General features: G+C 49.1%; 20 protein-coding genes and 1 tRNA gene. 17 read left to right on the top strand and 4 right to left on the bottom strand.

What is annotated here, in order from left to right; translation table 11 throughout:
* Positions 1-39 precede the first annotated feature (39 nt).
* The gene (locus RHM61_RS00750) at positions 40-2,313 is read right to left on the bottom strand and encodes a TonB-dependent receptor (RefSeq protein WP_322249235.1); all 2,274 of its coding nucleotides are present in this window, start codon (positions 2,311-2,313) and stop codon (positions 40-42) included.
* 418 nt (positions 2,314-2,731) lie between these two features.
* On the opposite strand from RHM61_RS00750, the gene RHM61_RS00745 reads away from it, so the two are divergent.
* The 5 genes from RHM61_RS00745 (at position 2,732) to dnaG (ending at position 8,099) form a co-directional block, all read left to right on the top strand.
* Complete coding sequence (locus tag RHM61_RS00745; RefSeq protein ID WP_322249234.1) at positions 2,732-3,898, top strand: hypothetical protein; 1,167 nt, start codon at positions 2,732-2,734, stop codon at positions 3,896-3,898.
* Positions 3,899-4,052: 154 nt separating this feature from the next.
* A complete protein-coding gene (locus RHM61_RS00740) occupies positions 4,053-5,252 on the top strand; it encodes an NAD(P)/FAD-dependent oxidoreductase (RefSeq protein WP_322249233.1) in 1,200 nt (399 codons plus the stop codon).
* A 224-nt stretch (positions 5,253-5,476) separates the two neighbouring features.
* Positions 5,477-5,689, top strand: a complete 213-nt coding sequence (gene rpsU, locus RHM61_RS00735) for a 30S ribosomal protein S21 (protein ID WP_005877634.1) — start codon at positions 5,477-5,479, stop codon at positions 5,687-5,689.
* A gap of 124 nt (positions 5,690-5,813) precedes the next feature.
* Positions 5,814-6,260 (top strand): GatB/YqeY domain-containing protein, encoded by a 447-nt coding sequence (locus RHM61_RS00730; RefSeq protein WP_322249232.1) that lies wholly within the window; start codon positions 5,814-5,816, stop codon positions 6,258-6,260.
* A 45-nt stretch (positions 6,261-6,305) separates the two neighbouring features.
* Entirely contained in the window at positions 6,306-8,099 is a 1,794-nt protein-coding gene (gene dnaG / locus RHM61_RS00725; protein WP_322249231.1) for a DNA primase, read from the top strand.
* Between the two features lie 265 nt (positions 8,100-8,364).
* Here dnaG and RHM61_RS00720 read toward each other — a convergent pair whose 3' ends face one another.
* Complete coding sequence (locus tag RHM61_RS00720) at positions 8,365-8,838, bottom strand: hypothetical protein (RefSeq protein WP_322249230.1); 474 nt, start codon at positions 8,836-8,838, stop codon at positions 8,365-8,367.
* A 151-nt stretch (positions 8,839-8,989) separates the two neighbouring features.
* Between RHM61_RS00720 and rpoD the strand changes: the two genes are divergently transcribed.
* Complete coding sequence (gene rpoD, locus RHM61_RS00715) at positions 8,990-11,263, top strand: RNA polymerase sigma factor RpoD (protein ID WP_416200204.1); 2,274 nt, start codon at positions 8,990-8,992, stop codon at positions 11,261-11,263.
* A gap of 85 nt (positions 11,264-11,348) precedes the next feature.
* Positions 11,349-11,426: transfer RNA gene (locus RHM61_RS00710), tRNA-Ile, on the top strand.
* Between the two features lie 82 nt (positions 11,427-11,508).
* Here the strand turns inward: RHM61_RS00710 and RHM61_RS00705 are convergent.
* Positions 11,509-12,522 (bottom strand): tyrosine-type recombinase/integrase, encoded by a 1,014-nt coding sequence (locus RHM61_RS00705; RefSeq protein ID WP_322249228.1) that lies wholly within the window; start codon positions 12,520-12,522, stop codon positions 11,509-11,511.
* Positions 12,503-13,525: a hypothetical protein gene (locus tag RHM61_RS00700; protein WP_322249227.1), complete on the bottom strand. Its 1,023-nt coding sequence runs from the start codon at positions 13,523-13,525 to the stop codon at positions 12,503-12,505. Before RHM61_RS00700 ends, RHM61_RS00705 begins: the two co-directional genes overlap by 20 nt.
* A 97-nt stretch (positions 13,526-13,622) precedes the next feature.
* Between RHM61_RS00700 and RHM61_RS00695 the strand changes: the two genes are divergently transcribed.
* The 10 genes from RHM61_RS00695 to RHM61_RS00650 all read left to right on the top strand — a co-directional run bounded on the left by RHM61_RS00695 (position 13,623) and on the right by RHM61_RS00650 (position 20,510).
* Entirely contained in the window at positions 13,623-13,856 is a 234-nt protein-coding gene (locus RHM61_RS00695) for a hypothetical protein (RefSeq protein ID WP_322249226.1), read from the top strand.
* A gap of 79 nt (positions 13,857-13,935) precedes the next feature.
* The gene (locus RHM61_RS00690; protein ID WP_322249225.1) at positions 13,936-15,216 is read left to right on the top strand and encodes a replication initiation factor domain-containing protein; all 1,281 of its coding nucleotides are present in this window, start codon (positions 13,936-13,938) and stop codon (positions 15,214-15,216) included.
* A 21-nt stretch (positions 15,217-15,237) separates the two neighbouring features.
* A complete protein-coding gene (locus RHM61_RS00685) occupies positions 15,238-15,549 on the top strand; it encodes a hypothetical protein (protein ID WP_322249224.1) in 312 nt (103 codons plus the stop codon).
* A gap of 2 nt (positions 15,550-15,551) precedes the next feature.
* Positions 15,552-15,740 (top strand): hypothetical protein, encoded by a 189-nt coding sequence (locus tag RHM61_RS00680; RefSeq protein WP_322249223.1) that lies wholly within the window; start codon positions 15,552-15,554, stop codon positions 15,738-15,740.
* A complete protein-coding gene (locus RHM61_RS00675) occupies positions 15,740-16,021 on the top strand; it encodes a hypothetical protein (RefSeq protein ID WP_322249222.1) in 282 nt (93 codons plus the stop codon). Before RHM61_RS00680 ends, RHM61_RS00675 begins: the two co-directional genes overlap by 1 nt.
* Before the next feature lie 50 nt (positions 16,022-16,071).
* Positions 16,072-16,290 carry a hypothetical protein gene (locus RHM61_RS00670; RefSeq protein WP_322249221.1) on the top strand — a complete coding sequence of 73 codons (219 nt, stop codon included), beginning with the start codon at positions 16,072-16,074 and terminating at the stop codon, positions 16,288-16,290.
* A 159-nt stretch (positions 16,291-16,449) separates the two neighbouring features.
* Positions 16,450-17,853, top strand: coding sequence for a hypothetical protein (locus RHM61_RS00665; RefSeq protein WP_322249220.1), 1,404 nt, complete (start codon positions 16,450-16,452; stop codon positions 17,851-17,853).
* A gap of 7 nt (positions 17,854-17,860) precedes the next feature.
* Positions 17,861-18,148: a DUF2523 family protein gene (locus tag RHM61_RS00660; protein ID WP_322249219.1), complete on the top strand. Its 288-nt coding sequence runs from the start codon at positions 17,861-17,863 to the stop codon at positions 18,146-18,148.
* Between the two features lie 8 nt (positions 18,149-18,156).
* Positions 18,157-19,227 carry a zonular occludens toxin domain-containing protein gene (locus RHM61_RS00655; protein WP_322249218.1) on the top strand — a complete coding sequence of 357 codons (1,071 nt, stop codon included), beginning with the start codon at positions 18,157-18,159 and terminating at the stop codon, positions 19,225-19,227.
* The gene (locus RHM61_RS00650; protein ID WP_322249217.1) at positions 19,224-20,510 is read left to right on the top strand and encodes a type II secretory pathway protein; all 1,287 of its coding nucleotides are present in this window, start codon (positions 19,224-19,226) and stop codon (positions 20,508-20,510) included. Before RHM61_RS00655 ends, RHM61_RS00650 begins: the two co-directional genes overlap by 4 nt.
* Positions 20,511-20,730: the final 220 nt, after the last annotated feature.

Here is a 20,730-nt window from a genome sequence, read left to right as displayed (position 1 = left end):
GCAAACCGTGGCGCGTTTTTTTCAGACTGCAAGGCTCAATTAAAAGTTCGCTTTGAATTGCACGCCGTAGCTGCGTGGTTCATTCAAAATGCCAGTCAAGTTATTGAAGTCGATGGCGGCGATGACTTGCTGTTTATTGGTGATGTTGCGACCATAGGCAGCGAGTTCATATTTTCCATCAGCCCAGACGTAACCGACGCGCAAACCGCCTTCTAACAAAGACTTCGCCGTGTATTCCTTGGCTTCATACAAGAACATATTGTATTTGTCTTTGTAAGCCCAATCGGTATTGGCATACAGCGTGCCTTCGCCGATTTGCGTACTGTAACGCAGGGTAAAGTTGCCTACCCATTTAGGTGCGCGTGGCAAGGGATTGCCATTGATCGAAGTGCTGCCGGCGACCGAACCGGCTGCGTTGGTCACCGTGCAGCCATTGCCGCAGGCAGCAACGAACAGGCCAGGATCTTTGATTTGCGTTTCATTGTAACTGGCACCGATGGTCGCTTTCCAGTTGCGGCTCAAATTGGCTTGCATATCGAGTTCGATACCTTGGCCAGTGGCTTTGGCGGCATTGACCAGTTTATTCTGGTTGACGCCGCCGCTGCCTGCCGTCAGTTGCAAATCTTTGGCCGTGTATTGGAATACCGTGGCGCTCAGACGTGCCGTATTGTCGAGGATATCTTGTTTGATACCAGCTTCAAACGACAAGGTGGTTTCCGATTTCGCTTCCGAAATGGTATCGCCGAACAAGACGCGACCTTGAATACTCGGGGCACGGTAACCGGTAGCGACGCGCGCAAACACATTGGTTTGTTTGTCGAGCGCATAGCTGCTGCTCAAATCCCAAGTCAGGTTGTTCGAACTCGGATTGGCCGTCAGCACGGCTGTACCACCGGCGCTGATAGGCTTGCCTGGAGTCCATTGACGCTGGGCATCGAACTCTTTCTTATCGCTGGTGTAGCGCAAACCGCCGCGTACTTTCAATCGATCATTGACCGCGTAGTTGAGCGAACCGAAAGCCGCATACGATTTGGCATTCTGGTGTTGAACCGCATAGCCATCCTGAACATTGCCGCCCAGCGAGTTGTAATCGAAGCTGTCAACTTGCAGATTTTCACTGAAGTAGTACAAGCCGGCGATCCATTGCAAAGCATCCTTGGTGTTGGACTCGAGTCGCACTTCCTGAGTGATCTGACGCAGGTAAGGCATACCATCCGCCGTTTCGGACGGGAAGGGAATCACGCCTGGGCCGGAAGCCTGGCCGGTAAACACCGCGCCATAGCCGCCGTCGACGTCGGCACGGCTGTAGAACTTGGCGCGGTCGTAGCCTGTGATCGAATGCAAGGTCATACCGTCGAGATCCCAACGCAGACGGGCGCTGGCACCGGACGAGCTCAAAGTTTGATGGTTGATGCCGTCGGTAGGGTAGTTGCTGTAATCAAAACCTGGTACCAAATCATTCGTACCTTTTTTGATGATGTTGGCGCGGAACAGCGTCGCACTACCTGCCATATCGCGGCCATGCACATTGAACAAGGCGTTGAAATTACCATTTTTATAAGCCAGTTGCAGACGCATGGCGTTATCGTGGTAACCCTCAAAGGTTTTGGTGCCGGTGGCGCGCGGATTGGTCACGCGGTCGTCGCGGCTTTGTGCCTGACCGGCAATGCGCATCGCCCAGTCTTGGTTGAGCGGTACATTAACGGCACCTTCGAGATTGACGGCACCATCGTTACCGTAACCGACGCTGCCATAGCCTTCAAAACGATTGCTCGGTTTGGCCGATTCAAACTTGATGATGCCGGCCGGCGAGTTGCGACCGAACAAAGTACCTTGCGGGCCGCGCAGCACTTCCACTTGTTCCACGTCAAACACCGGAAAGCCTTTGAGCATAGGGCTTTCTTGCACGATATCATCGTAGACCAAGCCGACCGGTTGTGAAGCATTCAGATCGAAATCGGTATTACCTAAGCCACGGATGTAAAAACGCGGGAAGGCACGACCGAAATCGGATTCGATGTTCAAACTCGGTACCCGCGCTGACAAAAATCGAATGTCTTGACCGCTGGCATTATAAGTATCGAGCGCCTCGCCTTTGATGGCAGAAATCGACATCGGCACTTCTTTAATGTTTTCTGCGCGGCGGTTGGCCGTCACGATGACAGTTTCGAGTTTCACTGCATCATTTTTTTGTGCTGCCGGTGCGACTTCTTGTGCCCAGGCGGCGTGGATAGGAAACGCGGCGGTAATGGCCAGCGCGATCAGCGAACGGGTGGTGCCCGTCAACAGTTGGCGGGTAGAGTAATTACGCATGAATGACATCCCAAAGGTAAGTTTTTTTGTCCGAGTAAAGGATCTTTTATGGTGCAAAATTATTTATACGACACCTGCTTGATAAACAGTTTTGCTTATTTATTAAGGGCTGCGCAAACGTTTGCGCAGCCGCTGATCTGTTATCCGATTTTGCCGAAAGCAAGTCAAGAATTTCTTGTTTTATAGCTTTAATTCAATTTTAAAAGCCTAGTAAACGTTGCGTTTTTCAAACACGCGCACTGATATAAAGCAATCTTTTGCAATGCAAGATGTTGGTGCGAGGTTCTTGCTGCTATCTGGACAGATTCCGTTCTGGTGAGCGAAATGAGGGAATTCACTGATATAGAACATTTGTTACATGGCGGTATTTTGTGCTCTAGAGCAAAATCAATTTTTTAAAAGTTCAGGGAAATTTCTTGTGAAAAAAATCTATTTAAGCGGCGCCTCTCTTTGTTTCTTGCTCGCCGCTTGCGGTGGCGGTTCCAGCACTAGCACGGCACCGGTCGCGGTGGTGACGCCCGTGGTCACACTCGATGCGGTGACCAGCGCCTCGGCGGCCACTGCCAGTCAACTCGGATTAAGCGCGCTTACTGGCAACAGCAGCACCGCCAGCGTGTATGACTTGGTCGCCGATGTCGGCGACAGTTGGCGCCTGACTTTGAATCAGGATGGCAGTTTCAGCATTCGCGTCTTGTCGACCCAATACGGCTTGAGCGATCTCAGCGGCACCTACAGCAAAACGACTAGCGGCAGCTTGGTAACGCTGACCGGTGCGAACGGCAGTTTTGATCTGAAACTCGATACGCGCACCAGCACGCTGGTCGGCCGCGTCAAGCTCGGTGCCATTGCCGCTACGGTAACTGGCAGCAGCTATGCGCTGCCGGCCAGTCTGAGCAATCTTGCCGGCATCTACAATTTTATTGGCAAAGGCCGCAATGCCAGCAATGGTGGCTCGCCGAGCACTGTGGCCGGTACCATTTCGCTCGATGCCAGCGGCAAGAGCGTGACCGTGTGCGTCGGTGGCCAGGCAAATGCCAATGGCACGTGTTCGAATGTATCGACGCAGACAGCGGCCCAAGCGCCGGTAACACTGACGGTGCAGACCAATAATGCCGATGGCCGTCTGCATTTGCAGCAAAACGGCAGTGAATTCGGTACCCTGACGGTACAAGCGGGCGACCGCGGTGCCGTATTGGTATTTGATCACTATGGCTATAACACCGACACGCCGCCGGTGATGCGTTCCGGTGCGTTGTATGCCGTCAAACAGCAGGCATTGACAGGCAGTGAACTCAACGGCAGTTGGGATTGTGCCGACGCCGGCACGGCGATTGCCAGCCTCAGCGTCAGCGGTAGCGTGATCCAAGCGACATTGTTGCCGAGCACAACGGCCGCGACGAATAATCTGAGCTTTAATAAAGTCAATGACGCTAACAACTTGTTTAGCATCAATGGCTTTGCCGTCAATGTCGCCAGCGGTGACAGCATCAGCCAAGGGGCCTTGGTTCTGCCTTTGTCGTCGAGCTTGTTTGCCGTCGAGCGGGTAGCGGCCAAGTCCGTGGCCTTGTGCCGCTTGTCTAAATAGACTCAGCGCGGGGTGGCGCAGCCGCTTTAAAAAGGGCGTGACCGGATGGTATCGGGCACGCCCTTTTTGTTGCGCTGATGATTTTTTGCTGCGATTCCCTCAGTCCGATAGGCGCCTAGGCTACAATCTCGCCTCAATTGAAGATGGGAATCGCATGAACCAGCAATATGATGTCGCCGTGATCGGTGCCGGTGCCGCCGGAATGATGTGTGCGGCCGTCGCCGCTGCACGTGGCCGCCGCGTGGTACTGATTGATCACGCCACCCGCTTGGCCGAGAAAATCCGCATTTCCGGTGGCGGACGCTGCAACTTCACCAATCTAGAAACTGGGCCGGCGAATTTCTTATCGGACAACCCGCATTTCTGCAAAAGCGCCTTGTCGCGCTACACACCGCAGGATTTTTTAGCCTTGCTCAAACGGCACGGCGTGGCTTGGCATGAAAAGCACAAAGGCCAGTTATTCTGCGACGACAGCGCCGAAGACATTATCCGCGTCCTCAAAACTGAATGCGATCGCGCCGGCGTAAGCTGGCGCATGCCATGCAGCGTGGCGGCAGTTGCGCCAGCGGCCGCTGGTGGCTTCGTGCTTGAGACTGCCACCGGCAGCATAGCAGTGAGCAGTGTGGTGATCGCCAGCGGTGGCCTATCGATACCGAAAATCGGTGCCACCGACTTCGCCCATCAGATTGCGCGCCAATTCGGCCTCAAAGTCATCGAGCCGCGGCCAGCCTTGGTACCCCTGAGCTTCGCCCTGCGCGATTGGGAAGCCTTCGTGCCGCTGGCCGGTATCGCGCTGGCCGTGACCGTTGAAACCGGCGAAAAGAAGCAACGCGCGCTGTTTCGTGAAGACATCTTATTCACCCACCGCGGCTTGTCTGGTCCCGGCATTTTGCAGATTTCCAGTTTTTGGCAAGCAGGCGCGCCGATACGCCTGAATTTACTGCCCGACTGTGAATTGGCCGCGGAACTGATTGCCGCCAAGAGCAGCAGTAAAAAAAATCTGGCTAATTATTTAGCCCAATACCTGCCGCAACGCTTGGCCGACGGATTATTGGCCGCGCATGGTTTCGACGGACAACAAAAAATCGCTGACATGCAAGATAAACGCTTGCGCGAACTCGGACAAAAAATCAACCAGTGGGAAATTGTGCCGGATGGCTCGGAAGGCTACCGCAAGGCTGAAGTGACACGCGGTGGCGTTGACACCCGGGCGCTGTCGCAGCAAAGCATGATGGCCAATGCTGTGCCAGGCTTGTATTTCATCGGCGAAGCCATCGATGTGACCGGCTGGTTAGGTGGTTATAACTTCCAATGGGCATGGGCTTCGGGTTCGGCAGCCGGGCAGGCGGTGTGATTGTTCATGTCTTTTTGTGAACAGAGGTGGACAAAGCGGCGCTTTTGGCCGATACTGCGGCTCTGACAAATTGAAACATACACGCGAGAGCCGACAGCTTTTTGTGGTTTTCGGTTCAAGTGGTACGCATTATTTGCGTAAGATTTAATCATCCACCTTCCCTTAAATCGAAAACCCTGCTACTATCTCGTTCTTCCTATAATCTTTCCATGGTTTGAACTTAAATGACCACAATTCGCCTTAAAGAAAACGAGCCGTTCGAAGTCGCCATGCGCCGCTTCAAGCGCACTATCGAAAAGACCGGTCTGTTGACCGAATTGCGTGCTCGCGAGTTCTACGAGAAGCCAACTGCAGAGCGCAAGCGTAAGCTGGCGGCCGCAGTTAAGCGTCACTACAAACGCATTCGTAGTCAGCAATTGCCTAAGAAAATGTATTGATATTGCCTCTGTTTCTGGCTATGCCAGTAACGCTGCAATGTAATACCGCTTAGGTTTGCATGCCCGCTCCGGTCAGCCGCAGCGGGCTTTGTGTTTTTATTCGATTCCGTATCAGGAGAGCAAAATGAGTTTGAAAGAACAAATTACCGAAGACATGAAAGCCGCCATGCGTGCCAAGGAAGCCGTCAAGCTCGGCACCATCCGTCTGTTGACTGCCGCGATGAAACAACGCGAAGTCGATGAACGCATTGAGCTCGACGACGCGATGGTCTTGGCGATCATAGAAAAAATGATCAAACAGCGCAAAGATTCGATACAGCAATTCGAAGCCGGTGCCCGCCAAGATTTGGCCGACATCGAAAAAGCCGAATTGCTGGTCTTATCGGCCTATATGCCGGCTGCCTTGTCGGATGAAGAAGTGGCTGCGGCCGTGACTGCAGCAGTGGCGCAAACCGGCGCAGCCGGCCCGCAAGACATGCGCAAGGTCATCGACGTGCTTAAAACCCAGTTGGCCGGTCGTGCTGACATGGGTAAGGTATCGGGCTTGGTTAAAGCCGCGTTGACGCGTTAATTGCAGTCCACATAACGAAGCGCTCGACGGCATGCGTCAACTCCTGTGATACCGCAAAGTTTCATTCAAGATTTGCTGGCCCGCGTCGACATTGTCGACGTGGTGGGTGGCTACGTCCAGCTGAAAAAGGGCGGTGCCAACTACATGGGTTTATGCCCCTTCCATAACGAAAAATCGCCGAGCTTCACGGTCAGCCCGACCAAGCAGTTTTATCACTGCTTCGGTTGTGGTGCGCATGGTAGCTCGATCGGTTTTTTGATGGAATATTCCGGCCTCAGTTACGTCGATGCGATTCGCGATCTGGCCCAGAACAACGGCATGATCGTGCCGGAAGAAGATCGTTTGTTACCGGCGCAGCGCGCGGAAGTGCAAGCCAAAAGCCTGGCCTTGTCGGAAGTAATGACCAAGGCCGGCGATTACTACAAGCAACAGCTGCGCACGGCACCAGGCGCCATCGCCTACCTGAAAAAACGCGGTTTAACCGGCGAAGTGGCGGCCCGTTTTGCGCTCGGCTTCGCGCCCGATGCCTGGGACAGTTTGCGCAGCGTGTATGGCGATTACCAAGCCCCGGAGCTGGTGGAAGCCGGCTTAGTCATCGACAAAAGCGATGAGGAAGGCGGGCAACGCAAGCGTTATGATCGTTTCCGTGACCGCGTGATGTTCCCGATTCGCAATACCAAGGGGCAGATCATCGGTTTCGGTGGGCGTATCATGGAGCAGGGCGAACCGAAGTATTTGAATTCGCCGGAAACGCCGCTGTTTCAAAAAGGCTTGGAATTGTATGGCTTGTTCGAGGCACGCCAAGCCATTCGTGAAGCCGGCTATGTGCTGGTGACTGAAGGCTATATGGACGTGGTGGCGCTGGCGCAAATGGGTTTTCCCCAAGCGGTGGCGACGCTGGGCACGGCCTGTACCGCTACGCATGTGCAAAAACTGCTGCGCCAAACCGATCACGTGGTGTTCAGTTTCGATGGCGACAGCGCCGGTCGTCGCGCGGCGCGGCGCGCCCTCGATGCCTGTCTGCCGCACGCCAATGATGACAAATTCATCAAATTTTTATTCTTACCGACCGAGCACGATCCTGACAGTTACATTCGTCAATTCGGTGCCGACGCCTTCGAGCAGGAAGTCCGTGGTGCCATGCCGCTGTCGCAATTTTTCATGCGTGAAATGATCAGCGACAACGATTTGACCACCGCCGAAGGGCGCGCTAAAACCCAGTTCGATGCCAAGCCGATGTTGCAAGGTATGCAAGCTTCCGGTTTGCGTTTGCAAATCGTGCGCAATTTGGCGCAAGTCACGCAAACTACACCGGCGGAAATTGAAGCCCTGTTTGAACTTGCGCAGCCAGTTGCGCGTCAAAAGCAAGCGCCGCCGAAATCCAAGCGCAGTGCGCCGGTTGGTTTGGAGCGCCAGATCATGCGCATTCTGGTGGCTTACCCGGCCCTGGCGATGCTGCTCGATGCCGACTTATTGGCCGAAGCTGCCTTGCTGGCCCCCGACGGAGCGGCCATGCTCGGTCAGTTGGTTGCTACTGCGCAATCAATGGGTGAGGGCGCGCAATTTGCTGCCTTGGCCGAGCAATTACGCAATGTGAGTGCCGACTTCGATGGTTTGATTGCCGAGGTCGCCGAACAAACCGATACCGACCCTGACTTGGTCAAGCTCGAATTACTCGGCGCAATCCGGCAGATTCGTTCACAGGCCTTGAAAAACGAGGCCGAGCGTTTGGCTTCGGGTGGCTTGCAAACCGATGAGGCACGCGCGCGTTGGCGAGAAATCATGCAATTGCAAGAAGAATTGCGCAAGCAAGCGATCACCGAAGCCGCCAATCGTTGATGAAAAGCAGTTTTTTGTCTATGGTAGTAACGGGGCGCTGCTGAATATTTCAGCAGCATGATAATCTGTTTGTTTGCGCTTAATCATGCTTTGAGTTTATCTTTTGAAAACTGATTGCCTATTTTTTTATCAGTCCCATGGCCTTTTGCTATGGTGCGGGCTAGAGAAAAGCCTCACTGCGTGGTATAATTAAAGGCTTACGATTCAAAGTCTTAGGTTGTTTCATTCTGTGCTCAATCGACTGATTTGGCATGGAATGTGTTGTTTAGGTGAGTTTGACACTCCTCCGAGTAACCCAAAACACTGGCACTGAAGACTGTGGCACCTGAAATGAAAAACGGCTAGCGCCGTGTGCGGGTCGAATGACCTGCTTTTTTCTTTTTGTATCAGGGAAGCTACTCAGTTCCGGATGGTTTGATTCAATGGCTAGCGCAATGAAGAAACCCGCGAAAACCCCGATGCCCGAGGCAGTGAAAAACACTGCAGCGAAGCTTTCGAAAGATGCAACTGTCGCTGCTGCTGCAACAAAGCCCAGCAAGACAGTGATAGCCAAAGTAGTAAGTGTCAAAACACCGACTGTGACAAAACCAGTCGCAGTTGCAAGTGTTGCTAACCAAGCAAGCGCAACACCGAAGTCGGCAGCGCCTGCCTCGAAAGCAGCGGTACCAGCCGGTAGTGCAAAAAAAACCTCGGCTTCGCCGCCCCAGCAGCCCGCTACTGTGGCCGCCAAGGTGAGCAAGCCGGTGCGGTCTGGTAGTGCGCCGGCCAAGGCGCAAGCCCGCGCGCCCTCTGAAGCCAGAAAAAGTGATGAGCAAGTTGCGGATGGCGCAACTCATCAGATTGCAGGTAAGCAAACGCGAACCGCAACGGAGTCGCCTCAGGCCAACCCAGTGCTTCACGCAACATCGAAAGCTTCCGTGACAACTAACAAAACCGATGCAAAGACAGTGATTAAGCCTACCAAGAAATCAGTAAAACTTGCTCCTGAAGTTCAGGAAATCAAGAATGGCTCTGCGCCTACCGTCAGCCAAACGACTGACGCTGCCGTGCTGGCCGCCATCGATACATCCGGTTATGTCTTGCCCGGCGTGAAAGTGCCTGGTCGTCGCGGCCGCAAGCCGAAAGAATACCAGCCTGAAAACGAAGAAATCGCGGCATTGAATGCGGTTGAACGTGCCGAAATGAAGGCGATCGACAAGGCCAAAGCGAAAGACCGTAAAGCCAAAGAAAAAGCCTTGCTCAAGGATGCGTTCTCGTCCGATCCGGAAGCGACCGAAGAAGAACTCGAACGCCGCCGTCAAAAGCTCAAAACCCTGATCAAGCTCGGTAAAGATCGCGGCTACCTGACTTTTGCTGAAATCAACGATCACTTGCCAGAAAACGTCGTCGATCCGGAAGCCATCGAAGGCATCATTGGTACCTTCAACGACATGGGTGTGGCAGTCTACGAGCAAGCCCCTGATGCCGAAACCTTGCTGTTATCCGACAATGTCGTCACCGTCACCACCGACGACGATGAAGTCGAAGCCGCTGCCGAGGCCGCGCTGTCGACGGTCGACTCCGATTTTGGTCGCACCACCGACCCGGTGCGCATGTACATGCGCGAAATGGGCTCGGTTGAGCTGCTGACGCGCGAAGGCGAAATCGTCATCGCCAAAAAGATCGAAGAAGGCCTCAAAGACATGATCCAGGCGATCTCCGCCTGCCCAACCACGATCGCGGAAATCCTCGCGGCGGCTGACCGTATCGCCGCCGATGAAATTAAAATCGATGAATTGGTCGATGGCTTGGTCGACCCGAATGCTTCCGACGATGCCGCACCGGTTGCGCCGCCGGTAGTGGTGGTGGTCGATGAAGATGCCGAAGAAGAGGAAGACGAAGAGGAAGAAGAAGAGGTCGATGAAGAAGACGCCGCTGCCGGCGCCGCTGCGATCTCGTCGGAACAACTCGAACAAATGAAGCGCGATGCGTTGGCCAAGTTTGAAATCATCTCGGTCAATTTCGATAAGATGCGCAAGTCTTACGAAAAAGAAGGCTACAACTCGAAAACCTATGTCAAGGCGCAAGAAGCCATCTCCAATGAATTATTGGGCATCCGTTTCACCGCCAAAGTAGTCGAAAAACTGTGCGACACCTTGCGTGGCCAAGTCGATGAAGTGCGCCATATCGAGAAGCAAATTCTGGAAGTGGCGGTCAATCGCTGCGGCATGCCGCGTTCGCATTTCATTAAAGTTTTTCCGGGCAATGAAACCAATCTCAACTGGGTGGTTGGCGAAGTCAATGCCGGTCATTCTTACAGCGCGATACTCGGCCGTAACGTGCCATCGGTACAGCAACTGCAGCAAAAACTGATCGACCTGCAAGTGCGCGTGGTCTTGCCTTTGCCTGATCTGCGCAACATCAATAAAAGGATGTCGGCCGGTGAAATGAAGGCCCGCAAAGCCAAACGCGAAATGACCGAAGCCAACTTGCGCTTGGTGATTTCGATCGCGAAGAAATACACCAACCGCGGCTTGCAATTCCTCGACTTGATCCAAGAAGGCAATATTGGTTTGATGAAAGCCGTCGACAAATTCGAATACCGTCGCGGCTACAAATTCTCGACCTATGCGACTTGGTGGATACGTCAGGCCATTACGCGTTCGATCGCCGATCAGGCGCGCACCATCCGTATTCCGGTGCACATGATAGAGACGATCAATAAAATGAATCGCATCTCGCGCCAGATCTTGCAAGAAACCGGGGTAGAGCCGGATCCGGCCACCTTGGCGATCAAAATGGAAATGCCGGAAGATAAAATCCGCAAGATCATGAAAATCGCCAAGGAACCGATTTCGATGGAAACACCGATCGGCGACGACGACGATTCGCATCTCGGCGATTTCATCGAAGACAACCACACCCTGGCACCGGCTGATGCGGCCTTGCATGCATCGATGCGCAATGTCGTCAAAGATGTGCTCGACTCGCTCACCCCACGCGAAGCCAAGGTCTTGCGCATGCGTTTCGGCGTGGAAATGTCGACCGATCACACGCTCGAAGAAGTCGGCAAGCAGTTTGACGTCACGCGCGAGCGCATTCGTCAAATAGAAGCCAAAGCGCTGCGCAAGCTGCGTCACCCGTCACGTTCGGATAAGCTCAAGAGCTTCCTCGAAGGGAATTAATAGGTTATAATTGGCGCTGCTTTTTTTCAGCAGCACCGCGTTTTTTTATGCAACTTATCGCGCAAAAAAATCGTTGAAAAAAAATGGGCCTCTAGCTCATGTTGGTTAGAGCAGCGGACTCATAATCCGTTGGTACCGTGTTCGACTCACGGGAGGCCCACCAGAATTTAGTATTAAAAACAAGGGGTTACGTTTATTCGTAGCCCCTTTTTTTATTCTGCGTTCGTCAAAGGTTCAACGGAAGTTCAACCAAGATTTAAAGCACTAATCGGATTCAGTTTTCTTGTTTCCTGCAAATGCTCTGGTGACAGACGGGCGTACCGCATGGTCATGGCCAAACTGTGATGACCAAGGACTTTTTGCAATGCCAGGATGTTCCCGCCGTTCATTATGAAATGGCTGGCGAACGTATGGCGCAGGATATGTGTCATTTGGCCTGCCGGCAGTTTTAGCTCGGTTCGTTTTAATGCATCCCTAAATGCTGAGTAGGCCGTTGTGAATAAGCGTTCATCATTACCGTATTTATCATGGTGTTTTTTTAGTTCTTCTTCGAGCTGTGGCGTGATCGGGACAGCACGTGCTTTACTCGATTTTGTCTGAACGAATTGAATGACTCCGCTACGGGCTTGGGATATCCGTAATGACTCAGCTTCTCCCCACCTGGCGCCCGTTGATAGGCAGACTTTCGTTACCAGGGCGACATGCGGATTTTGCGCCTGGCTTAATTCGGCTAATAGTATTGTTATTTGTTCAGGCGCGAGATATGAAAGCTCTTTTTCCTGGATTTTGAATGCTCGCAGTTTTTGTAATGGATTTTCTTTCTTCCAGTGATCGAGTCGAATTAATTCATTAAATACCGCTCGTAAATATGATTGCTCGCGGTTCATGTTATTGGCAGTCACGCCATCGTTAATACGCTTCGCTCTATATTCAGCGAACTGATCTGCTGTAAAAAGGTCGCTGCGAGGATTTCCCATTGCTGTGCACATTGCCAATAAGCGGCGATATGTATCAGCTCCGGCCCGCAACCCTGAGCCGTGATGACGTTGCCATATATCGACAAGATCGGACAGTGTACGAGCATCTTTTTTTTGCGGTGACCATTCGGGTGTTTCTTGCACTTTTGCCTGAATGTGACGTTCCCAGGCTAGTGCTTCAGCTTTGGTTGGGAAGGTCTTTTTGATTCTCTTTCCACTTCGCCCTCCTGGTTGAATATTGACTTGCCAAGCAGTTTTTGTTTTATTTTGCTTGATTGCCATTATTACGCTTTCTGTGTTCAATCATCAGCTTTTCAAGTCTCTCAGTTTCGTTTGGGGTAAGTTTGTCTTCGTTGTAGCGAATTTGTCCTCCTTGCATGACTGGGAAAACTAAGTTCTCATTTATTCCATGATGCTCTAAATATTTTTGAATATCTGAAAGTGACATTTCGGCAATACTTTTGAATTGTTCATCTGTGAGTTGTGTTAATGGAATATTTAATATGCTTAGAGCAAATTTCGATTTTTGCAAATCTTTTGGTCGATAAAACAAATCCCAACGATTTTGATGTTGAGTTCTGGGATCAATACCGAGTATTGGTGTAATTCTAAGATTAGACGAATTTTTTTCTGTGGTTTGAGCTACTAATGGTTTCTGTTTTTGTGCTGCAATACGTTCAATATTTTCCTTGCGTTCTTCTTCCCGCTCATTCCAAAGTTTTTTTAAATAATCGTATTCTTCAGAAGATGCAATTTTATATGCAGCATCGCTTAGAGGGCTATCCCACCAGTGAGCTAAAGGGCGAGTCCTTTCTGCTGCATACATTCGTTCTTTTTCGTCATTAGTATTTACTTGTGCTTCTTTATATAACGTTTGGGCTAAATTAAGGCTATGAGTGAAATATTGGTGCGCTGCATACGATGTTTCATAAATTCGCTCTGGAAATATTTGTGCAGTGTATGGTGCAATATGACCATTGGCCGCATCGGTAATCCCCGTGCTAAGCCAGAATGCATAATCTGGGAAAAGTTGGGCGAGTGCTTGAAACATATCTGAAGTTATACGCTGATCTCTTGCATAGACTTTTCGCCATCTTTTAGAGTTAATCCCTGTAAAAAATCCAAGCCTTTCCCAAAAGCCATGGCCTCCGATTTGAGGCTGTTGTGCGTCACTTCCTATTGCCGATTTTATTTTATCGATAACCCCCTTTTTTTTGTCGGGCTCCAATTCTCCAGATTGATCGCGAAGTAAAAGTATCACGCGATCTTCAATAGTTGTTGACATAGTATTCCAATAGAGGTTTAATGCCTATATTGTTCATTTGTCCTAAATTAGGATATATGAATTTTCTAGGGTAATGTTATAGCTGAGGGTTGATATTTTGGACGCTTTTTCGAATTTTGTCACCAGACCTGAATTTCCAATACAGGCATTTTCTCATTATCCATCGCCGGTGGTTTCGCGTGAACGTTTTGCTGACATGGTTGGACTTCCACCTGGCGTCATTATTGGCTGGTGCAATAAGGGGCTTGTTCCTCAAGTAAAAATTGGCAAATACACCTTGATTTCCATTGAACTTCTAAGAAAACAATGTTTAGCAAAGGAGTTCGCGTAATGAGTATTTTTATTTTTTATCTTTCCTTTGGCGTAAATCGTTTTTTTTCAGTTGATTCAGGGTGCTTCAAATGAGCAAGATGAAACGCTTAGACGACGATCTCCGCAACCAACGCGGCACGCGCCTGCCCGCCCGCAGCGACAGCGAGGACGGACAGCCGCAGGGCCGGGTTGCGTCGTCTAAAAAACAAGCGTTTGCGCCAAGCGCTGAACCCCTCCAAGCTAATAGAGGGGTACATGAACAAGATTACATCGATCTAGTGTTGGCAGATGGTGCGGTAAAACAAGTTCCAAAGCGTGCGGCATCAAACAGTAAGGTATTTATTGACTGGCTTACGTTCACTGCGAATGTTGATGCTTTTCTTAGATTCAATGGCTATAAAGCTTTTACTGATGATGACATCGCAAGCGCTATCTCACTAATTTTGCATGACATGTTTGGTGATGGTTTTGGGATTAGTAAAAAGAACGGTTTTGGCATGCACTTTCATAAAGAAAGTTTCGTGATTGGTGACAACATGGGAATTTTTTGCATTGGTCATCGTAATAACCGTTTTTTAGTCTCGATTTCAGGTGACGGTTGGTTAAATGCCAATCCGGATGCAGCAGAAAAATTACATAAATTCTTAAATCAACTCAATGACCATGGTGCAGATGTTCGGATTAGTCGCGTAGATATTGCCGCCGACTATTACACCGATGGACCGACACATGACGAATTTGAAGAGGCATATCACCGAGGTGAATTCGTCCGCCAACAGCGCCACATTAATTCAAAAGATGCTTGGCCGAATTACCAAGTGTATGGCTGCATTCATACGAACCGTGGCCTGCAGGCCGGCATAACCGATGCTATTGGAGTTCGTACTTCGGACCTGTATTTGCGTCGCTATGACAAAGGCCGACAGTTAGGTGACCCAAGTTCGCCTTGGGTGCGAGTCGAATTGGAAATCAAAAATAAAGACACGATCATCCCTTTGGATGTGTTGCTGATGCCAGAAACCTTTTTCTGCCAATACCCATGGTTGCGCAATCTTCGGGACAGTACAGCTGAGAAAATGGAAACCAAGCGGCAACGCGCGGAAATTACTGTGGAAGCGTCCAAAAAAATCATTAAAACGCAATTTGGTAAGTATCTCCGCGTGTTGCGTGGCTTGGTTGATTCAGACGAAGAACTGATCAATCAGCTTCAATCTGATGAGGACGAATGGCCTAAGCGGCTAGCGAAAGTCGCACCACAAATATTTGTGCCTCTGCACAAACAACCAATAAGAAGCAACGTTTTATTTGCGGATGAATTCGCCACATCGGACTACGGCTACACCGATGGTTCTGGCTTTACCAGTAGTCATACACATTAAATTCCAAAAGGAAAAAGCATCATGAAATTTACTTCACAAATCAAAGTACTCGGTATGAAAGCCTCTAAAGGCACTCTTGAAAATGGTAGCGGTTATGACAGCACAAAAATCTATGTCGAGACTGGATTAGATGACAGTAAAGGAAATGCAAAAGGTTTTTCTGCCGTTGAATATTCTTTTGGTATGTCGGATGAATATGCCAAATACAAACATCTGACGTTTCCGTTTATGGCAGAAGCGACACTGGAAATTGTTACGACAGGAAAAATTCAGAAAACTCAGTTGATTGATTTGAAGCCAATTGAGATGGTCAAACAACCGAAAGCGGCCTAATCATGCGGCGCGTTTTCATTGTTCAGGACACAGAAAGCGCGTTGTTTCTATGCCCTCATTTTGGCGATGTGAGTTACACGCAATGGTTTGATGAAGCAGGGCGTTTTGATGATCAGGAGTCTGCTATTGAAACCGCGCATGTTCACTGCACAGAAGGCTTTAGATTGCATTCATTTTTCGAGGAAGACTAATGGCTACAGGCTCTTTGCAAAACGTGATTATTTGCGTTCCGGTGACTAGCGGTGCATCTGTCGCGCCATGCTCAAGCGTTGGCGGCGTGAAGCAAAAACCTGTAATGCAAATCGCCTATGTCATTGATCCAGCAAGCGCAAATTATTTTGACATGGCACTGGAGCCACTTGACCCGGCTTCAGTCGCCACTGTTTTCTCGGTTGGATTTTCTTTTGTGCTGCTATTTTTCCTAGTGGCACGTGGTGCTGGTGTAGTTCTAAATTTAATCCGCAAGGGTTAATAACAAACCGAGTCGGACGGCTTCCGATATTTTTTAATGAAGGAAATTTTATGAAAACTTTTAAAAACAAAATCGCATTGGTTGCAGCTTCCGTTATTGCGATGAGCGCTGGCGTTGCGAATGCTGCTGTTGATTTAACGCCAGTTACTTCGGCGTTCACTGCTGCAGATGTCGTAACAGGTGTGATGGCGGTAGCGGCTGTTCTGGCAGTAATTTATGTATCAATCAAAGCTGCAAAAATCGTTCTTGGCATGCTGCGTGGCGGTTAATACTAGCCCGTATTGATTGACAGGGCACAGCAGAAATGCTCTGCCCTTTTTTATTTTATGGGAGATAAATATGACAGCAACACAACTTTGGTACTTGTTCGTTTTTGCTTGGGGCATTATCTGCGCATGGGCAGTTATTCAAGGCTTGGAAGGGTGATTATGCGTAAGTTACTCATATTGAAATTATGCTTTTTGATCGCCTTATTGCCTTTGAAATCGTGGGCATTAACGGCAAGTGATGCTGCGTACTGGAACATGAATCGGGCGCTATCCGGAACGACACAAACTGCATTGCAGAATCGTGGTTATGTTCCCAATGATCCTCGAACATATTCGACTTTATCAGCTATGTCTGGCTCTGCAGTCAATATTGCATCATCGGCAGCCGGAGCTGTCGCTGGAGCGGGCGCTGTGACATTAGCTGGAATTACAGCGCCGGCCTGGGGATCATTACTTATATTTGCAGCTGCATCTACTGTGGTCGGATATACCGTCAATTTGGCATTGAATGGTTTGGTGAACTGGCTATTTAATTCAAATAAAACTGTCGATGTTATTACGCCTGGTTCGGACACTAACTCAATTCCCGGTACATCTATTGGGATTGGTTCAGTTTGGTGTACTAATAACGGTGGTGGTGGCTGTTCTTCAAGTCCAGATGCCATGGCAAGCCAAGCAATCGCCGATGTGTTGGCTGTTTCCGGTAGCGCGTATATAAATTTGATTTCAAAAACCTGCGCTTTTAGCGGAACTGGTTCCACAATGTACACGTGTTCGACTGTCTATAAATTGAAGACTGGGACCAACGCGAACGGTGCAACTATTTATGTCAATCTTAGTAATGGCGCTGTAGTTTGTCCGAGTGGACAGTATTATCAAGGTTCATCTTGTAAGGCGTTTTCTTATGCTACAGGACAAGTCGCTACAGGTCAGACCATCGGGCAAGCGGCAGGTACTTTAACGGACGTTCAGAAGGCGCAAGCTGTAAATCCTCAGTTGGTCGCTGCATTAGCCAACACACTTTGGCAGCAAGCCGCTTCACAACCTGGATATGCCGGCTTTCCCTATCCTTCAGGTAATCCAATTACTGCTACAGAAGCTCAGACCTGGCAACAAGCAAATCCGTCGCTTTGGCCAACAGTTGGCGATCTGGTTGCACAGCCTCATGCATCAAATGTGATAGATACATGGACGTTGCCATCCAATCCAGCATCGGCCACTTTGCAGCCCACGACTGCACCAAATCCTAATGCAACTAATCCTGCCTCTGCAAATCCATTACAGAACCTTGGCTCTGATCCTGGTGTTGGCGCGCCAACTTTGGAAGCGACTCCTACCGCTCAAATGATTTTAAATCCAATCATGAACTTGTTGCCAGACCTTAAGAGCTATTCGCCGACCATGTCTGCGGGAGTCTGTCCTCGGCCAACGTTAGATCTTTTTGGACATACCCAAACGATGGAGGCGCACTGCACGATTTTGGACAACAACCGTTCGACTATTCATGCCGCGATGGTCTTGGCTTTTTCTTTGCTAGCCCTGTTAATCATTCTTTCTGCGTGAGGTTTATATGTTCGGAATCGTATTAAGTGTTTTCAATACCGCGCTGGCCTGGTTAGTGCGCTCCGTTCTCGTGAAATTTGTCGTTTTCTTTGGGCTGTATTTTATTACGACAGAATTTGTTTCAGTCATCACTAACTTATTACCTTCATCATCTTCGTTGAACGGAGCCCTTTCAAGTATTGCCGCAAATACAGCTTACTTTTTGGATGTATTCGCTTTACAGGCAGGTTTGTCCCTTGTGGTTTCTGCTTACGCCACGCGGTTCCTAATCCGTCGTTTGCCGATAATCGGTTGAGGTTATTTATGCCAATTAATGCCTATACCGGTTTAATGGGATCAGGGAAATCGTTTGAATGTGTGGTGTCAGTAATTCTTCCTGCGTTGTGTGCTGGTCGGCGTGTTGTTACAAACGTCGATGGTATTGATAACGATGCGTGCCGAGCGTATTGCTGCGAAGAATGGGGTGTGGACTTAGACCAGCTAGGGAATGTTTTTCATTGCACCAACGATGACGTAAAAAAATCTACCTTTTTACCGTGTGGATCGGACGAGGAAACTTTTTGCTTGCCTGGAGACATGGTTTGCATTGATGAAGCTTGGCGATTTTGGGGAACCGATTGCAAGCTTTTGAAAGAGCATGCAATATTTTTTCGTGAGCATCGTCACTATGTTGACGAGGTGTCGAAAGTTTCTTGCGATTTAGTGTTGATGGTGCAGGACATTTCTGATTTACATCGGCAGTTAAAAGTAGTGGTTGAGTTGAGTTTTAGAACAACGAAAATCAAGTCTCTCGGATTGAGTAAGATTTATCGGGTGGAAATGTGGGAGGGCTATAAACAGACTGTGAAAAGTCGTGTGTCTGTCGAAAACAAGAAATATGATCCAGCTATTTTTCCTTTGTATTCCTCTTACGTTGGTGGGAATGGCAAGGAATTACAGGTTGATAAACGTCAAAATATTTTGAATTCAAAAAAGCTGTGGGCTATGGCTACCGGAATTATTTTTCTCGGCGGTATTGGGTTATACGGTGTTTTGCATTTTTTTGATGCTTCTCGTTATGAGAAGAAGATCGTTACAAGCATCAAATCAGGCGTTCAAGACGATAAATTGAGTTCTGTTACACCAATCTCTGCAAACGATCATAAAAATGGCTCTCAGGGCGTCTCATCAGTTTGGCGCATTGTCGGAAACTTTCAAGCCGGCGAACGGTTTTATATTGTCATCGCTGATTCCTCGGGACGTATTCGCGTTGAACATCCATCCTCTTTTCAAAATACTGGAATTAGCATGGTGGGTGAAGTTGATGGCGAACGGGTGGCATTATGGTCCGGCGCTCTTGATACTCACTCTGCATTGCAGGAGTTAAAAAAATGAAAAATATTTTTTTCGTCGTTTTGTTGTTGTCGTCTGTTTTATCGTCGGCTCAGGAGGTGCAATCAATTTCTAATCCTGCAAATATTTCTAGGCCGTATGTGCAAACCTCAAAGGTTTCACGTTTTGATTTTCAGTCGATTTGCGTGGCTCAGGTCATTCAACTGATTTATAGCGAAGCGTTAAAAACTCCTTACGTACTTGATCCAGAGATTTTAACTGATGGACGTCTGGTATCTTTTCGCTATGCGAACGACAAGGGAGATTTAAAAATCTTTCTTCAAGTGTTTCTTGAATCGCTAGGCTATTCACTGGAATCTCATAGCGGAATTGATTTTGTGGCGAAGCGCAAGGTTGATGAAAAGGCAGAAATTGAGCCAGATACGTTCGTATATCGTCCTAAATTCCGCGAGGTTACCTATCTCGCACGCTTGTTATCGCCTTTGTTTAAAGGCTCTTTTTCGGTTAATCATGCAATCGCAGCGCCGGACGGAGGCAAAGTACAAACAAGTGTTCCGAGTGGTTCTGCAGCTTCGCTGATTGATCAGAGCGGCATTGATATTCTTATGTTTTCAGGACCGGGAAAAGAGATTGAAAGACTGAAAAAACTTCTTCCACAAGTTGATTTTGTAACCGGTGAAGTTTTAGTTCGTAGCGTGGTTTATGAGGTCAGTACAAGTGAAAAAGACGGTTCTGCATTTGGTCTTCTCACAAATATTTTAGGCGGAAAATTAAATATTGGTATTGGTGCCGCGATGAATACAGGAAACTTCGTACAGTTTAAAAATGCTACGCTTGATGTGATCTATTCAGCGCTCTCTAGTGACAGCAGGTTTAAAGTTGTTTCTTCGCCGTCTCTTCGAATTCGCTCGGGTTCAAAAGGTACCTTTTCGGTAGGCCAAGATGTACCAGTTCTGGGTGCAATTTCTTATCCTACTGGTGCAGGGCAGGCTGTCCAATCTGTCGAATATCGGTCATCGGGCGTGTTATTTGATATTCAGCCAGTTGTGCATGAATCTGTCATCGATCTGAATATAGATCAACAACTCTCGAATTTCGTTACGACAACGACCGGCGTAAATAACTCGCCTACGCTGATCAAGCGTGCGCTAAAGACCACTGTATCAATGCAAGATGGTGATTTGATTATCCTGGGCGGTTTGACAGAAAATAAAGAGAGCGGCACACATGATGGTTTGTCATTTTTACCTAAATTTATGCATACGAAAGGCACTGATAATAGCCGTTCGGAAATTTTATTAATTTTGCAAATACAGCAGTTGTAGTAAATTTAAATTAAAGGAGTGTATTGTGGTTATTGCCAGTAATGATAAAGAATTGGAAGATACTCAAAAACTTACGGATGACGGCATGGAATGTAGCTTGTGCGGTGGAACAGGAGGTTGGCCGGGGTTGAGTGGCTGGGTCGAATGCAAACCATGCAAGGGCTTAGGCGTGTCGTCCGTGCCTGTGACAATGCCAGCCGCAAACAAATAGTCGATCAAT

Source organism: Undibacterium sp. CCC3.4, assembly GCF_034347425.1.
Lineage (GTDB): Bacteria > Pseudomonadota > Gammaproteobacteria > Burkholderiales > Burkholderiaceae_D > Undibacterium.
The sequence above is the reverse complement of the archived record's forward strand: the minus strand, read 5'-3'. Positions and strand labels throughout refer to the sequence as shown.

Excerpts from the sequence above, each read along its gene's own strand:
- RHM61_RS00670 (WP_322249221.1), top strand. The coding sequence starts at position 16,072 with ATGAAAACTTTTAAAAACAAAATCGCATTGGTTGCAGCTTCCGTTATT.
- rpsU (WP_005877634.1), top strand. The coding sequence starts at position 5,477 with ATGACCACAATTCGCCTTAAAGAAAACGAGCCGTTCGAAGTCGCCATG.
- RHM61_RS00750 (WP_322249235.1), bottom strand. The coding sequence starts at position 2,313 with ATGCGTAATTACTCTACCCGCCAACTGTTGACGGGCACCACCCGTTCG.
- RHM61_RS00700 (WP_322249227.1), bottom strand. The coding sequence starts at position 13,525 with ATGTCAACAACTATTGAAGATCGCGTGATACTTTTACTTCGCGATCAA.
- RHM61_RS00675 (WP_322249222.1), top strand. The coding sequence starts at position 15,740 with ATGGCTACAGGCTCTTTGCAAAACGTGATTATTTGCGTTCCGGTGACT.
- RHM61_RS00680 (WP_322249223.1), top strand. The coding sequence starts at position 15,552 with ATGCGGCGCGTTTTCATTGTTCAGGACACAGAAAGCGCGTTGTTTCTA.
- RHM61_RS00740 (WP_322249233.1), top strand. The coding sequence starts at position 4,053 with ATGAACCAGCAATATGATGTCGCCGTGATCGGTGCCGGTGCCGCCGGA.
- RHM61_RS00660 (WP_322249219.1), top strand. The coding sequence starts at position 17,861 with ATGTTCGGAATCGTATTAAGTGTTTTCAATACCGCGCTGGCCTGGTTA.
- RHM61_RS00655 (WP_322249218.1), top strand. The coding sequence starts at position 18,157 with ATGCCAATTAATGCCTATACCGGTTTAATGGGATCAGGGAAATCGTTT.
- RHM61_RS00685 (WP_322249224.1), top strand. The coding sequence starts at position 15,238 with ATGAAATTTACTTCACAAATCAAAGTACTCGGTATGAAAGCCTCTAAA.
- RHM61_RS00690 (WP_322249225.1), top strand. The coding sequence starts at position 13,936 with ATGAAACGCTTAGACGACGATCTCCGCAACCAACGCGGCACGCGCCTG.
- RHM61_RS00730 (WP_322249232.1), top strand. The coding sequence starts at position 5,814 with ATGAGTTTGAAAGAACAAATTACCGAAGACATGAAAGCCGCCATGCGT.
- RHM61_RS00665 (WP_322249220.1), top strand. The coding sequence starts at position 16,450 with ATGCGTAAGTTACTCATATTGAAATTATGCTTTTTGATCGCCTTATTG.
- RHM61_RS00650 (WP_322249217.1), top strand. The coding sequence starts at position 19,224 with ATGAAAAATATTTTTTTCGTCGTTTTGTTGTTGTCGTCTGTTTTATCG.
- RHM61_RS00705 (WP_322249228.1), bottom strand. The coding sequence starts at position 12,522 with ATGGCAATCAAGCAAAATAAAACAAAAACTGCTTGGCAAGTCAATATT.